The organism is Qipengyuania huizhouensis (genome assembly GCF_019711635.1).
Classification (GTDB): domain Bacteria; phylum Pseudomonadota; class Alphaproteobacteria; order Sphingomonadales; family Sphingomonadaceae; genus Qipengyuania; species Qipengyuania huizhouensis.
In genome coordinates this window covers 1-13,986 of sequence record NZ_JAIGNT010000006.1, presented here as the reverse complement: position 1 = coordinate 13,986, position 13,986 = coordinate 1, and the positions used below count along the sequence as shown (strand labels likewise).

General features: G+C 62.0%; 15 protein-coding genes and 1 tRNA gene. 7 read left to right on the top strand and 9 right to left on the bottom strand.

Features of this window, described 5'->3' with window-relative positions; all coding sequences use genetic code 11:
* The gene (gene obgE, locus K3180_RS07010; RefSeq protein ID WP_221539390.1) at positions 1-1,056 is read right to left on the bottom strand and encodes a GTPase ObgE; all 1,056 of its coding nucleotides are present in this window, start codon (positions 1,054-1,056) and stop codon (positions 1-3) included.
* Positions 1,057-1,213: 157 nt separating this feature from the next.
* Here obgE and K3180_RS07005 point away from each other — a divergent pair, with 157 nt between their 5' ends.
* Entirely contained in the window at positions 1,214-2,185 is a 972-nt protein-coding gene (locus K3180_RS07005) for a MarR family winged helix-turn-helix transcriptional regulator (RefSeq protein ID WP_221539388.1), read from the top strand.
* Here K3180_RS07005 and K3180_RS07000 read toward each other — a convergent pair.
* The 4 genes from K3180_RS07000 to argH all read right to left on the bottom strand — a co-directional run bounded on the left by K3180_RS07000 (position 2,182) and on the right by argH (position 5,892).
* Complete coding sequence (locus K3180_RS07000) at positions 2,182-2,952, bottom strand: precorrin-2 dehydrogenase/sirohydrochlorin ferrochelatase family protein (protein ID WP_221539385.1); 771 nt, start codon at positions 2,950-2,952, stop codon at positions 2,182-2,184. The genes K3180_RS07005 and K3180_RS07000 overlap by 4 nt on opposite strands.
* Positions 2,952-4,214, bottom strand: a complete 1,263-nt coding sequence (gene lysA, locus K3180_RS06995; protein ID WP_221539383.1) for a diaminopimelate decarboxylase — start codon at positions 4,212-4,214, stop codon at positions 2,952-2,954. Before lysA ends, K3180_RS07000 begins: the two co-directional genes overlap by 1 nt.
* A 62-nt stretch (positions 4,215-4,276) precedes the next feature.
* Complete coding sequence (locus tag K3180_RS06990) at positions 4,277-4,513, bottom strand: hypothetical protein (protein WP_221539380.1); 237 nt, start codon at positions 4,511-4,513, stop codon at positions 4,277-4,279.
* A gap of 5 nt (positions 4,514-4,518) precedes the next feature.
* The gene (gene argH, locus K3180_RS06985) at positions 4,519-5,892 is read right to left on the bottom strand and encodes an argininosuccinate lyase (RefSeq protein WP_221539613.1); all 1,374 of its coding nucleotides are present in this window, start codon (positions 5,890-5,892) and stop codon (positions 4,519-4,521) included.
* 160 nt (positions 5,893-6,052) lie between these two features.
* Between argH and K3180_RS06980 the strand changes: the two genes are divergently transcribed.
* Positions 6,053-6,469, top strand: coding sequence for a TlpA family protein disulfide reductase (locus K3180_RS06980; protein WP_247710388.1), 417 nt, complete (start codon positions 6,053-6,055; stop codon positions 6,467-6,469).
* A gap of 2 nt (positions 6,470-6,471) precedes the next feature.
* Here K3180_RS06980 and K3180_RS06975 read toward each other — a convergent pair.
* Positions 6,472-6,547 (bottom strand) — tRNA-Val (locus K3180_RS06975).
* Between the two features lie 70 nt (positions 6,548-6,617).
* Here K3180_RS06975 and K3180_RS06970 point away from each other — a divergent pair.
* Positions 6,618-7,595 carry an asparaginase gene (locus tag K3180_RS06970; protein ID WP_221539377.1) on the top strand — a complete coding sequence of 326 codons (978 nt, stop codon included), beginning with the start codon at positions 6,618-6,620 and terminating at the stop codon, positions 7,593-7,595.
* Position 7,596: 1 nt separating this feature from the next.
* Here K3180_RS06970 and K3180_RS06965 read toward each other — a convergent pair whose 3' ends face one another.
* The 3 genes from K3180_RS06965 to fmt all read right to left on the bottom strand — a co-directional run bounded on the left by K3180_RS06965 (position 7,597) and on the right by fmt (position 10,444).
* A complete protein-coding gene (locus tag K3180_RS06965; RefSeq protein ID WP_221539375.1) occupies positions 7,597-8,706 on the bottom strand; it encodes a zinc-binding dehydrogenase in 1,110 nt (369 codons plus the stop codon).
* 83 nt (positions 8,707-8,789) lie between these two features.
* Positions 8,790-9,539, bottom strand: coding sequence for a tRNA pseudouridine(38-40) synthase TruA (truA, locus tag K3180_RS06960; protein ID WP_221539373.1), 750 nt, complete (start codon positions 9,537-9,539; stop codon positions 8,790-8,792).
* The gene (gene fmt, locus K3180_RS06955) at positions 9,536-10,444 is read right to left on the bottom strand and encodes a methionyl-tRNA formyltransferase (protein WP_221539370.1); all 909 of its coding nucleotides are present in this window, start codon (positions 10,442-10,444) and stop codon (positions 9,536-9,538) included. The genes truA and fmt overlap by 4 nt, the downstream gene beginning before the upstream one ends.
* 140 nt (positions 10,445-10,584) lie before the next feature.
* Here fmt and recR point away from each other — a divergent pair, with 140 nt between their 5' ends.
* The 4 genes from recR (at position 10,585) to K3180_RS06935 (ending at position 13,841) form a co-directional block, all read left to right on the top strand.
* Positions 10,585-11,181 carry a recombination mediator RecR gene (gene recR / locus K3180_RS06950; protein WP_221539368.1) on the top strand — a complete coding sequence of 199 codons (597 nt, stop codon included), beginning with the start codon at positions 10,585-10,587 and terminating at the stop codon, positions 11,179-11,181.
* A gap of 63 nt (positions 11,182-11,244) precedes the next feature.
* Positions 11,245-11,811 (top strand): peptide deformylase, encoded by a 567-nt coding sequence (locus tag K3180_RS06945; protein WP_221539365.1) that lies wholly within the window; start codon positions 11,245-11,247, stop codon positions 11,809-11,811.
* Between the two features lie 147 nt (positions 11,812-11,958).
* Positions 11,959-13,368, top strand: coding sequence for a DNA recombination protein RmuC (locus tag K3180_RS06940; RefSeq protein WP_221539364.1), 1,410 nt, complete (start codon positions 11,959-11,961; stop codon positions 13,366-13,368).
* Between the two features lie 113 nt (positions 13,369-13,481).
* A complete protein-coding gene (locus K3180_RS06935; RefSeq protein WP_221539362.1) occupies positions 13,482-13,841 on the top strand; it encodes a PilZ domain-containing protein in 360 nt (119 codons plus the stop codon).
* The last annotated feature ends 145 nt before the right edge of the window (positions 13,842-13,986 follow it).

Here is a 13,986-nt window from a genome sequence, read left to right as displayed (position 1 = left end):
TCAGATGGGCGACCAGTCAGGAGCTTCGTCCTCGTCTTCGACTTCTTCCGCATGGGTTTCGGTCGAAGTGCGGTCGGGCAGATAGCTCAGAATTGCATCGAGCAACTCCTCGATGCCCGAGCCCGTGGCTCCCGAGATGGAGAAGACCTTTTCCGCCCCTGCTTCCAGCAATTCGTCGGCGAAGGCCTTGCCCAGTTCCTCGTCGGCAAGGTCGAGCTTGTTGAGCGCGACCAGTTGCGGCTTGTCGAGAAGTCCCGCGCCGTAAGCTTCCAGCTCGGAATTGACCGTACGATACGCGTCGGCCGGATTCTCGCCCGCGATATCGATCAGGTGGATCAGGACACGGCAGCGTTCGATATGGCCAAGGAAACGGTCACCGATACCTGCGCCTTCTGCCGCGCCTTCGATCAGGCCTGGAATATCGGCGAGCACGAATTCGCGGCCCTTGTGGCGCACTACGCCCAGCTTGGGCACCAAGGTAGTGAATGCATAATCACCCACCTTGGCCTTGGTATTCGTCACCTGGTTGATGAAGGTGCTCTTGCCTGCATTGGGCAGTCCCAGCAGCCCCACATCCGCCAGCAGCTTGAGCCGCAGCCAGACCCACATTTCCTCACCCGGAACGCCGGGCTGGTGCTGGCGAGGGGCACGGTTGGTGCTGCTCTTGTAGCTGGCGTTGCCGCGGCCGCCCATACCGCCTTCGAGGAAGACCACTTCCTGCCCGACTTCGGTAAAATCGGCGAGGATTTCTTCCTTGTCCTCGGATAGGACCTGCGTGCCGACCGGCACTTCGATAACGAGATCGGGCGCGCCTGCGCCGGTACGGTCACGGCCCATGCCGTGCTTCCCTCGCTGCGCCTTGAAATGCTGCGAATAGCGGAAATCGATCAGCGTATTGAGGCCCTGAACGGCACGAAATACAATGTCACCGCCCTTGCCGCCATTGCCGCCGTCCGGGCCGCCGTATTCAATATACTTCTCACGCCGGAAGCTGACGGCGCCGGGGCCGCCTCCGCCGGACTTGAGGTAGATTTTTGCCTGGTCGAGGAAGTGCATGGAGTGCGCCCTAATCGCTTTTTCGGCGGAAGGCGAGCGATCCGGGATCGACTGTGAGAGACACCCCAGTGGAGCATCCGTCGGTCTCTCCATATTCTTGATATGTTCCCTCTTTGTTCTCACTAAGTTCCGAACTGACGTGAAGGAGCTCGATTCGATGCAGGCCGATTTCACCTATGAACCTGTTTTTGACAGCGCCGGTTTTCAGCTGGCGATAACGATTCTGGCCGATCGGGACACGGTAAGGGGGCAGTTGCGCGAAGATGCCGAAGCTGCCGGATTCCGGATTCTGGAATGCTGCAGCCTCGATGAGTTCGCGTCTGGCGCGTCAGGTGCACTGGGCGATCTGGTGCTGGTGGATTGCGCAGAGGCGGATGCTGCCGCCGTCGCGCTGCTTTCGCGGCTCGATATGCGTGCAGGCAAGTCGGGTGCGCACATCGTCGTCTCGACCACGATGGCATCGCTCGATGCCGTATTCGGCTGTTTCGCGATGTCGGGCGCACAAATACTCGTCGATCCCTGTCGTGCGGAAAGGGTAATCGCGATTGGCCGCGTGCTTGCCCATGTACCCAATTTGCGGCTGCGCGAACTGGCCGAGGAAGACCGGCTGATGCTCCTCCGCCTGACCGAACAGATGAGCAAGATTGCCGAACGGCTCGAAAGTCTGTCACCGGGCCAGCGAGAGGGGGGTGGGCCATTCCGGTTCGAATCGCCAACCCAGGCTTTCGCGCAGCAGGGAGAAGAATATTCCGCGTCGCGTGAAAAGCCTCCCCGCCTCCCGCCGGGGGATCGTATTCGCAGGATAATCCAGGCGCGACAGGCACGGGCAAAGTTTTTCGATGCCGAACTGTTTGCCGACCCGGCCTGGGACATTTTGCTCGACCTTGCGGCTGCGAAGTCGGAACGGCGCAGAGTCAGCGTCACTTCGCTCTGCATCGCGGCGGGGGTGCCGGCGACGACGGGTTTGCGCTGGATCAGCCAGATGGTCGATGCCGGCTTGCTGGTGCGTATTCCCGATCCGCACGATCGTCGTCGTGCACACATCGCTCTGGATGATACCACAGCCGATGCCATGGCGCGTTACTTCGAAGCAGTCGGAATTACGGCGGACGAGTTGCTGGCGGTCTAGATCGACCGGCGAAGGATCACGGTCAAGCCGCTTGTCGGCTCTTCATCGGGCAAGGGGTACCGCCGGGCATCGGCACGGGCTCGCACGAGAATGGCTTCCGGAATTGCCGGGTCGTGAAGCACTGTGTCCGCTCTGCCCAGTAGTCGAGCCTGCCTCAGGGTCAGGTCGTCAGGGTCGTCGCTCGTCAGGACGAACTCGAAAACCGACGTTTCGCCTTCCATCGTACCGGTTTCTATCCACGTATCGATACGCGACGCGGACTCTGCCTGGAGCACATCGAGCGGGCCTCCTTCTTCGAGGGCCCGGTCCAGCGCGCTGCGCCGCATGTCGGCATCGGGCCATCGCGCACGCAGTTTTTCACGTATAGAGGAAAGCCCGCTTGCAAGATTTCCGATAGACTGGGGGATAAGCCTCTCGAGCCGCAGCCGGAGATGCTTTGCCAATCCGGCCGAAGCTCCGCCCGTGCTGATAGCGACGAGCACCGGTTCGCGGTCCAGTATGCTGGGCAGCGTGAAGTCGCACAATTCCGGACGGTCGGCGACATTGACCAGCAGCCCCGCGCGTTTCAGGCGCAGGGTCGCAGCCTCTGCCGCCCGCTCGTCCTCCAATGCAACGAAGGCAAGCTTCGCGTGGTGTGCTTCGGTTTCTGCGCAAACGATCCCGCCTGCACGTTCCACCAGGCGAACTTTTGCTGCCGCCATCCCGCCCGAGCCGACGACGACGACCCGCTCGCCCGCGATTCGGTGGAACAGCGGCAGCGAATGCATCAGCTTTCCAGCCAGTCGGGCACGCGTTCGGCGTCCATGATCGCATCTGCCGGGATGCGATCGGCAACGATGGCATGACGGTCGCCGTCCACCAGGACCTCGGCCACGAACCCTCGGGAATTGTAGCTGGACGCCATGGTCGCGCCATATGCGCCCGCGGTGCGGAAAATGGCAAGATCGCCCGGTATCAGAGCATCGCATTCGCGGTCCATCGCGAAGGTGTCGCCGGTCTCGCAGATTGGGCCGACGATATGCGCGATCGTTTTCTCGCCGGTCGGCTGCACTGCTTCGAAATCGTGCCACGCGCCATACATGGCGGGGCGAGCCAGATCGTTCATCGCGGCATCGACCACGACGAACGGCCGCTCGATCCCGCGTTTCACGCGCACGACCCGCGTCAGCAGCACTCCGGCATTTCCGGCAATCACGCGGCCGGGCTCGAACATCAGCCGCACGTCCCAGTCCTTGGTGACCCGCGCCACCATCGCGCCATATTCGGCAGGGGCGGGAAGCTCCTCGCCCGCCTTGTATGGTACACCGAGCCCTCCGCCGAGATCGGCATGGGTCACGCTGCATCCCGCATTGCGCAATTCGGCAATCAGCGCGCCGACCTTGCCGAAGGCCGTTTCCAGCGGTTCGAGATCGGCCAACTGGCTGCCGATATGCACCGCGATGCAGCGCATATCGAGCCCGTCTTCCTTTGCCAGAGCGGTGTAGATTTCCGTGGCCCGATCAAGCGGAACGCCGAACTTGTTTTCGCGCTTGCCGGTCGAAATCTTTTCATGCGTGCGCGCATCGACATCGGGATTTACCCGCAGGGCGCAGGCCGCCTGCTTGCCGAAGCGCCGCGCGATCGCGGCGAGTTCGTAGCCCTCTTCCTCGCTCTCTATGTTGAACTGGCCGATCTCCTGTTCGAGACCTTGCTGGAGTTCCGCATGGGTCTTTCCGACACCGGAAAAAACGATGTCCTCCGGCTTCATGCCCGCAGCCAGCGCACGGGTCAGCTCGCCGCCGGAAACCACGTCGGCACCGTAACCTTCGTTTGCCAGCACACGCAGTACGGCAAGGTTCGGATTGGCTTTCACCGCAAAGGCGATGTGCGGATCCTTGAGGCCCGAAAGGGCATCGCGGAATACGCGGGCATGGCGTACCAGCGTGGCGCGGGAATAGACATAGACAGGGGTGCCGACCTCGTCGGCGATAGCGGGAAGCGGCACATCCTCGGCGTGCAGGATGCCGTCACGAAGCTGGAAATGGTCCATGCCTGCGCCTCTGCCGAATCCGGGGCGCGAAGTCTAACAAGCTGTGCTTTGCGACCGGAAATTCACTCGGGCGGGAGGTCGAAGGGATCGTCCTCGCGCTCTTCGGAACGGGTGCGCAGTTCCACCGACCGGTCTGGCGCAGCCTGCGGGTCCAGCGCCAGCAATTCCGCCGCATCGGGCTGCACCTCTGCACCATAGGGTTTGGGCGGCAATGTCTCGCCCGCAACCGGCGTCAGTTCGGCCTTCTGGCCGCAAGCGGTGAGCGCGATGGCAAGACCAAGGGCAGCGATTTTGCGCATGTCGATCAGAACTCCTTCAACCGCTTGCGGGCGGCTTCGACCTGCTCCCTAACACGGACCGGCGCAGTCCCACCATAGGAAGACCGGGCCGCCACGGAAGCATCGACGGAGAGCGCATCGAAGACGCGTTCGTCGATGCGATTATCGATCCTCTTAAGATCTTCGAGAGATAGTCCATCGAGCGCAACGCCCTTCTGATCTGCCAGTTTTACCGCAGCGCCGGTAATGTGATGTGCCTCGCGGAACGGGATGTCGGCCTGCCGGACGAGCCAGTCGGCCAAGTCCGTTGCAGTCGCGTGGCCCGCCTCTGCCGCCTTGCGCATCCTTGCCGTGTCGAACCCGCTATCGGCCACCATGCCTGCCATCGCGGCGAGGCTGAGATCGAGCAGGCTCGCAGCCTCGAAGACCGGCGGCTTGTCGTCCTGCATATCCTTCGAATAGGCGAGCGGAAGCCCCTTCATCGTGACCATCAGGCTGGTAGCGCAGCCGATTATCCGCCCGGCATGGCCACGCACCAGTTCGGCTGCATCGGGGTTGCGTTTTTGCGGCATGATGCTGCTGCCGGTGGAGAGGATATCGGGCAATTTGACGAAGCCGAAAGGCTGGCTCGCCCAGATAATGAATTCCTCGGCGAGACGGCTGAGGTGGAGCGAGCACTGGCTTGCCGCCATCAGGTAATCGAGCGCGAAGTCCCGGTCGGAGACAGCATCGAGACTGTTGCGGGTGGGCCGAGCGAAACCCAGCGCCTCCGCCGTCATTTCACGATCGAGATCGAAGCCCGTTCCGGCCAGTGCAGCCGAACCCAGCGGGCATTCGTCCATCCGATCCAGCGCGTCGGCAAAGCGCGAACGGTCGCGCACCAGCATCTCGAAATAGGCGAGCATATGATGGCCGAGCGTCACGGGCTGCGCCGTCTGGAGGTGTGTGAAACCGGGCATGATGCTGGCGGCGTGTTCGTCGGCCCGTTCGATCAGAGCGGAAAGGACAGCGTCGATACCGGCGATGGCGCGCTGCATTGCGCTGCGCGCCCACATGCGGAAATCGGTTGCCACCTGGTCGTTGCGGCTGCGCGCGGTATGGAGGCGTCCGGCAACCGGGCCGATAATCTCGGTAAGGCGGGATTCAACGGTCATGTGGATGTCTTCGAGATCCCAATCCACGGGCACCCCGTCACGCTCGTATTCCGCAGCCACTTGCTGGAGGCCTTCATCGATTGCCTTCGCATCCGGCTCGCTCACGATACCCTGCTTCGCCAGCATCGCGACATGCGCCCGGCTCCCGGAGATATCCTCGCGCCACAGCGCCTTGTCGAATGGGATCGAGGCGTTGATTTCACGCATGATGGCGCTAGGTCCTTCGGCGAACCTTCCGCCCCACATGCTGTTGGAGCCCGAATTGTCCCGCTTGTCGCTCACGTTTGCCTGTGTCCTCGGTCTTTTCGTTGCGGCCTGCGATAGGAGCGCGCCGGAAGAGGCGCAAGAAAACGGTGCTTCGGCACCGACAAGCGGCGAAATCGATCGCAGCATGGCGGGAGAGCTCATGCCTGCATCGAATTTACGCGATCTCGACGGGCGGGAACTCAATCTTGGGGCAGTGCAGGGAACCCCGGTCTTGCTCAATTTGTGGGCGACCTGGTGCGCCCCCTGCGTGAAGGAAATGCCGCTGCTCGACGATCTGGCGGGCGACTACGAAGGCAGAATGCGCGTTATCACCGCCAGTCAGGACATGGGCGGTGAGGACAAGGTCGCGGAATTCTTCGCACAAAACCAGTTCGAGTATCTCGGTTCATGGATGGACCCGGACGCAGAGCTGAGCTTCGCACTGGGCGATACCGCGCTTCCCACGACCGTGCTTTACAACGCGCTGGGGCAGGAAGTCTGGCGGGTGCGGGGCGATTACGACTGGTCGAGCGAGGAAGCCCGCACCGCGATCGACGAAGCCTTGCGCTTCGAGTGAAATGGTGGGCGCTGACGGGCTCGAACCGCCGACCCTCTCGGTGTAAACGAGATGCTCTACCAACTGAGCTAAGCGCCCCAACCGGTGTCGGGAGAGCGCCACATAGCGTGCGTGACGGGAAAATCAATTGCCGCTATCGCGCTTCGTCATGACGACCAGGCTTACAGTCCTCGCCACAGGCGGCACCATCGCGGGAATCGCCGGATCTGCCATCGCCAAGGATTACCGTGCGGGTGAAATCGGCATCGAGGATTACCTCGAAAAGGTCGGCGGGCTCGGGCTCGAAGCCGAATTGTCCGGCAGGCAAATCGCCAATATCGATTCGGCGGACATTGGGCCGGAGGTCTGGAATGCGCTCCACCCCGCGATAATGGAAGCGCTGGCCGAAGAATCATGCGCCGGCGTAATCGTGACCCACGGCACCGATACGCTGGAAGAAACCGCTTTTCTTCTCGATCTGACGCTGCCCGCCGACAAACCTGTAGTCGTTGTGGGCGCGATGCGGCCCGCCGATGCCGTCGGCTACGATGGCTTGCGGAATTTTGCCAATGCCGTGCGCGTCGCAAGCGATCCAGACGCATCGGGACGGGGAGTGCTGGTGGTCATGGGCGACCGCGTGTTCGCCGCGCGCGATGTGCGCAAGGTCAGGACACGCGGGACAGAGGCATTCCGCGGCTTCCCGCGCGAATCCATAGCTCTCGTAACTCCGTCTAGCCTTGAATGGTTCGGTGCGCCGTGGCGGCAGGGCAGCGCCACTTCATTCGAATGGTCGGACACCTTGCCGGAGGTCGCCATCATATATGCCTATGCCGGTCTGGAGGCTACGAGCGTCGGGCGGCAGGTGGGGCAGGCGACGCGCGGCATCGTTGTGGCAGGCGTGGGTGAGGGCAATATGCCCGAGGAAGTTCGTGAGGCGCTGAAAGTTCAGGTCAGGCGGGGTCTGCCAGTGGTGCGTGCCAGCCGCGCCGACGAAGGCCTGGTCGATCTCGAGCCCGAAGACGCGGAGAATGGCTTCGTCGCCGCGCGGGCGCTCAATCCGCAAAAGGCGCGGATCCTGCTGCAACTTCTGCTGGCGAACGGGATCACCGACCCCGCCGCCATCCAGAAGAAATTCGACCGCCGCTAGCTCAGCCGTTTGGCGTAACGAGATATTTCTCGCCGGTTTTCATCTGGCGATAGTCGAGGATCGCGTCCTTGGTCAGCATGCCTTCCAGGTCGACCCTGGTTTTGTAATTGCTGGCAAAAGTGGTGGTCAGATTGTCGAGCACGCGCTTCCTCATCCGCATGACTGTTTCCATGCCGGCATTCTGGAGGAAAGGCGTCAGCAGCCAGCCCGACAAGGTCCAGCCGAAGCCATAGGCAGGCGTCAATATGGTCGGTCCGAAATCAAGACGGCCATAGATGAACATGCGCTTGTGCTGGTTGGAGCCATAGCGTGAATATTCGCTCATCTGCGAGACGGCGACCTGCTCCATCGCCTTGAAGCAACTATCGACCATCTGTCCGCCGCTGATAGGATCGAAGCCGTAAAATGCACCCGTTTCCGCAATGGCACTGCGAAGCTGGTCCATGAAATCGCCATCCGAGGAATTGACGACATGCTTCGCGCCCTGCGATTTCAGCAGTTCGGCCTGGTCGTCCTTGCGCACTATGTTGACGAGGTCGATCCCATCCTCGAGGCAAATGCGGTTGAGCATCTGGCCGAGGTTCGACGCACCGACGGTGTGGAGGATCGCCTTCTGGCCATCTGCCTTGGCGTTCTCGACGAAGCCGAGCGCGGTCATCGGATTGACGAAGCTGGACGCCCCCGCTTCGGCGCTATGCTCGCCCAACGGCAGGCACATGGCTGCGTCGGCGATGGCATACTGGCTGAAAGCATTTCCAGGGACACAGGCAACGCGTTTGCCCATGAGCGCCTTGGCCATGTCGCTGTCACCCGTGGCTATCACTGTGCCCGCGCCTTCGTTGCCCGCGGGAAGCTTCTGACCGTGGCGCGATTTCTGGCCCGAATTGAAAGGTTCGGGCATCTTGGCAACGACCTTGCCCGGCGAATATTCGGCATTCTCGAAATCTGCCGCGCCAGTGAGAATCGCGAGATCGGAAGGGTTGATGGGGGCGGCTTCCATCTTGACCAATATCTGGTTGCCGGTCGGGTCGGGGAAGGTGACCTCCTCTATCGCGAGGGTGAGCGTCCCGTCGCTTGTCAGCGTGGTGAAAAGCTGCTTGCCGGTGGTCATCGGAATTCCCTTTCGTTGCTTTACGAAACCTGTTCCGGGCTTCGCTACGCCTCGAAAACAGGCTTGGCTAGGGTGCCGTTACGTCATGCATCTTCCGGATATGTCGCCTCGACGAAATAGAGGCCGTGGGGTGGCGCGTTGAGGCCGAGAGCCTGCCGATCCTTCGCCTCCAGTGCCTCGGCCAACTGCTCCTCGCGCCAGCGGCCCATGCCGACCAGCGCGAGGCAGCCGACCATCGAACGTACCTGATGATGGAGGAAACTGCGCGCGGCGGCGTGGATGCGCACTTCTTGGCCCTCCCGTTCTACATCGAGCCGGTCCAGTGTCTTGATCGGACTCTGCGACTGGCACTGAACAGAGCGGAAGGTGGTAAAATCGTGGAGGCCCACGAGCGCCCTGGCGGCGCGGTCCATCGCTTCGTGGTCGAGTTCCTGCGGGACCTGCCACAGCCGGTTGCGCTCCAGCGTCAGCGGTGCACGGCGGTTGGCGATGCGGTAAACATAGCTGCGCCCGGTGCAGGAAAACCGTGCGTGCCAGTCGTCGGGCACGATCTCGCAATGTGTCACCGCGATCGGGTCCGGCCGGACCTGCGCATTGAGCGCTTCCATCAGGCGAAAGGGGGCGATGTCCTTCTCGATATCCATGTGGCTGCGCATGGCGAGCGCGTGGACCCCTGTATCGGTACGGCCCGCACTATGGAGGCGGACATCCTCGCCCGTGACGCGAAAGGCTGCCTCCTCGAGCGATTGCTGCACGCTCGGACCGTTGTCCTGCCGCTGCAAACCGAAGAAGGGCGTACCGTCGAATTCCAGAGTGAGCGCGAAGCGGGTCACGTGAGGTGCGCGCCTTTTTCGATTGCATTGCCGCGCAGGAATTCCGCCAGATCCATCGCGGGCTTGCCTGCGCGCTGGAGGCGGGCGGGGCGGATGGCTCCTTCACCGCAGGCGATGGCCAGGTCGCCATCGAGCACTGTTCCCGCCTCACCAGAAGCTTCCGCCAATTCGGCGCGCAGCACCTTCACGCGCAGCCCTTCCATTTCGAACCATGCGCCGGGGAAAGGAGAGAGACCGTGGATATGGCGAACTACTTCCGCAGCAGGCCGCGACCAGTCGATCCGCGCCTCGGCCTTGTCGATCTTCTTCGCATAGGTCGCTGCTTCGTCGTCCTGTTCCACCGCATGCAGTGCATCGAGATCGATCAGCGTGCCGACCATAAGCTGCGCGCCCAGTTCTGCCAGCTCCTCGGTCAATTCGCCCGTGGTCTTGTCCTCAACCGGCGTGCGCACTGTGGCAAGCATCGGGCCGGTGTCGAGTCCGGCCTCCATCTGCATGATCGTCACCCCTGTCAGTTCGTCGCCCGCCATGATGGAGCGGTGAATCGGCGCAGCTCCGCGCCATGCGGGCAGCAAAGAGGCATGGACGTTGAGACAGCCACGCTTCGGCGCATCGAGAATCGGCTGGGGGAGGATCAATCCATAGGCTGCCACCACTGCCACATCGGGATCGAGCGCGGCGAATTTCTCCTGCTCCTCGGCCGATTTGAGCGAGGTGGGATGACGGACCTCGATACCAAGCCGCTCGGCCAGTTGGTGCACGGGAGTTTTCGTCAGTTCCTTGCCTCGCCTTCCGCCCGGGCGGGGCGGCTGGGTGTAGACGCAGATCACCTCATGCGCAGCATCGACCAGAGCCTGCAGCGTCGGCACGGCAAATTCCGGCGATCCCATGAAGATTATGCGCAACCGATACCTCCGTTCGCCCTGAGCTTGTCGGAAGCGAAGCTGGCCAAAGGTCAACGGCCGTACTTCACTTCTTGTGCAGCGCTATAAGAAAGTGCAGGGCTTCGACAAGCTCAGCCCGAACGGATTTCTAACAAAGCGCGATGGCCTCACAAGAAATCGAAACGCTCGCTTCTGCGCTGGCCCGCCTTCCCGGCCTCGGCCCACGCAGCGCACGACGTGCCGTGCTGTGGCTGGTCAAGCGCCGCGAAAGCGCACTGCCCGCCTTGCTCGAAGCGCTCGCGACGGTTGGCGATACGCTGGTCGAATGCAGCACCTGCGGCAATGTCGATACCACCAATCCCTGCGGAATCTGCGCCGATCCGCGTCGTGATGGCAAGGGGCTGTGCGTGGTGGAGGATGTGGCGGATCTATGGGCGCTCGACCGGGCGAAGCTCTTCACCGGCAGGTATCATGTGCTCGGCGGCAAGCTCTCCGCGCTGGATGGCATCCGGCCCGAGGATCTCAACATCGCCAGCCTGCTGTCGCGCGTGGAAAAAGGCGGGGTGGACGAGGTCGTGCTCGCGATGAATGCCACACTCGAAGGGCAGACCACAGCGCATTACCTTGCCGAGCGGCTGGAGGGCTTTCCCGTGAGAATTACCCAGCTGGCCCACGGTCTGCCGGTGGGCGGGGAACTGGATTACCTGGATGAGGGGACCCTTGCGCAGGCCTTGAGAGCTCGCAGGCCGCTCGGCTAGTCGATCACTCTGACCGTCCCAATTTGATTGAAAATCGCCGATTTCGCGACTATTTGACCCTTCATGGCTATCCGTGAAATCCTCGAAGTGCCGGATCCCCGGCTCAAGGTCGTGTCCGAACCTGTAACGGAGTTCGACGACGAACTGCGCGAACTCGTCTCCGACATGTTCGAAACCATGTATGATGCGCCCGGTATCGGTCTCGCCGCAATCCAGGTCGGCGTGCCCAAGCGCGTGCTCGTGATCGACCTCCAGCCCGAAGACGAGGAAGCCGAGGGCGAAGTCTGCAACCACGGCGGCCACGAACACGTCCATTATCCGACCAAGAAGGAACCGCGGGTCTTCATAAACCCCGAGATTCTGGATCCGGCGGAAGAACTGGCGACCTATCAGGAAGGCTGCCTCTCGGTTCCCGACATCTTCGCCGATGTGGACCGTCCGGCGACCTGCCGCGTGCGCTATCAGGACCTAGAGGGCGAAACGCACGAGGAAGATCTGGACGGGCTGATGGCCACCTGCCTCCAGCACGAGATGGACCACCTCGAAGGCATTCTCTTCATCGACCATCTTTCGCGTCTGAAGCGCAACATGGCTCTGAAGAAGCTGCGGAAGCTGCGCGAAGCGGCGTAGGCAAGCCCGTCATCCCAGCGAAAGCTGGGATAGCTATCGGCCCAATCGCCTCGTCGAGGAAGTTCCCGGCTTTCGCTGGGATGACGTTTGTGGGAAGTTACGAGCCAGCCTCTGGTGTTCCCTCTCCGTTCCTTCTAGTGTGGCGGGATGGACCCCTCACTTCTCGCCATCATCGCGCTGATCCTTGGCCTCGGCCTGGGCTATTTCCTCGGCCATCGGTTTGGCTCGGCTCCGGCTGCCGATTGGCAGGCGCGCCATGCCGAGCGCGATGCGGAGGCGAAAGACCTTTCCGACAAGCTCGCCCGCATGGCTCCCGAACTGGCGACCATGTCCGAACGAGCCGCGCGCGCCGATACACTGGCGGAAACGCTGGACAAGGCGCGCGAGGAACTCTCCGCGCTCAAGGCCGAACGCGCCGGATTCGAGGAACAGAAGCGCCTGCTTGAGGAATCGCGCGTCAACCTCGTCAAGGAGTTCGAGAATACGGGCGCCAAGGTACTCGGCGCGGCGCAGGAGAAATTTCTCGCCAGCGCAACCGAGCGGTTCGGCCATTCGGAAAAAACGTCCGAAGAAAAGCTGAAGGCCCTGCTCGACCCGGTCGGCAAACGTCTCGAAGCCTACGAGAAGCAGGTGGCCGCGCTGGAGGAGAAACGCACCGATGCCTTCGGGCGGCTCTACCAGCAGATCACCGAAATGCAGCGCGGGCAGGAAGAGGTCCGGCGCGAAGCGCAGCGGCTGGGCAATTCGCTGACCAATGCCCCCAAGGCGCGGGGGCGCTGGGGCGAACGTGCGCTGCAGAACGTGCTCGAACAGTGCGGGCTGAGCGAACATACCGATTATATCCTCGAACACTCAGTTTCGACCGATGAAGGCCGCTTGCGTCCCGATGCCATCGTGAACGTACCGGGCCAGAAGAAGCTGGTGATCGACGCCAAGGTCTCGCTCAACGCCTATCAGGCGGCTTTCGAGGCAGAGGGCGACGAGGAGCGCGTGCGGCATCTCGATCTGCACGCGAAGTCGATGCGCAACCACGTCCAAACGCTGGGATCGAAGAGCTACCAGAGCCAGTTCGACGACGCGCCCGACTATGTTGTAATGTTCGTGCCGGGGGAACATTTCGTTGCCGCGGCGCTCGAACACGATCCCGAGCTGTGGGATTTCGCCTTCCGTAACAAGGTGTTGCTCGCAACTCCGACAAATCTCGTCGCCATTGCGCGCACGGTGGCGCAGGTCTGGCGGCAGGATACGATCGCCCGCGAGGCGGTGGAAATCGGCAAGGCCGGGGCGGAGCTTTACGATCGTCTCGCCGTCGCCGCCGAACACATGAAGCGCGTCGGTGGCGGGCTGGAAACCGCAGTCAACAATTACAACAAGTTCGTCGGCAGTTTCGAGCGCAATGTCCTGTCAGCCGGGCGGCGCCTGCACGAGAAGGGGATCGAGATCGGCAAGCGGGAAATCGAGGAAGTGCCGAAAGTCGAGTCGACACCGCGCTACAATGCCGAAGACGTCGCTCAGATCGGAAGTTCGGCGGAAGACGGGCGTGAAGCGGCGGAGTGATCGCACCCTTGCTTTAGCCATTCGTAAACGATTCCGCCCTATCCGTTTACCAGCAGAATAAACACAATTCGGGTTTCGCAATCACATTGGGCAAATACTGCCGGAGTGGGCGAATGGATCTACGCAGAGAAAAAAGATACTCGATCGCCGTGCTCGGGCGCTATCGCAAGGGCACCGGCATGGGCTTCAATGTCGCGATCAAGGATCTCTCCGAATATGGTTGCCAGTTTTCCGATCTGGTCGGACGCGTCCAGAAGGGCAACGCCATCACCATCCGGATCGGCTCGATCGGGCCCCTCGCTGCGCAGGTAAAATGGATAGATAAACGCAACGTCGGCATCGAGTTCGAGCAGCCGCTCTATCCCTCCGTGCTCGATCATATCATTGCTGAAGGCGGCAGGAACGAGGCCCGGGGTCGCAAGCCCGTGCCCGAGATAGAGAAACGCACCCACGTTCCGACGCGAACGTCCTGAGCGGTCCTGCTGCCAACTCGCGCTCGGTGCATGCAGTGTACGGCAGCTGATGATCCGAATGTCGGCTAACGACGCCTGTGTGGACGGCTCTCCGTTGGCAAGGGATAATTTGAACTGAGCTTAGCTTGTTGAGGCGCCCATGTGT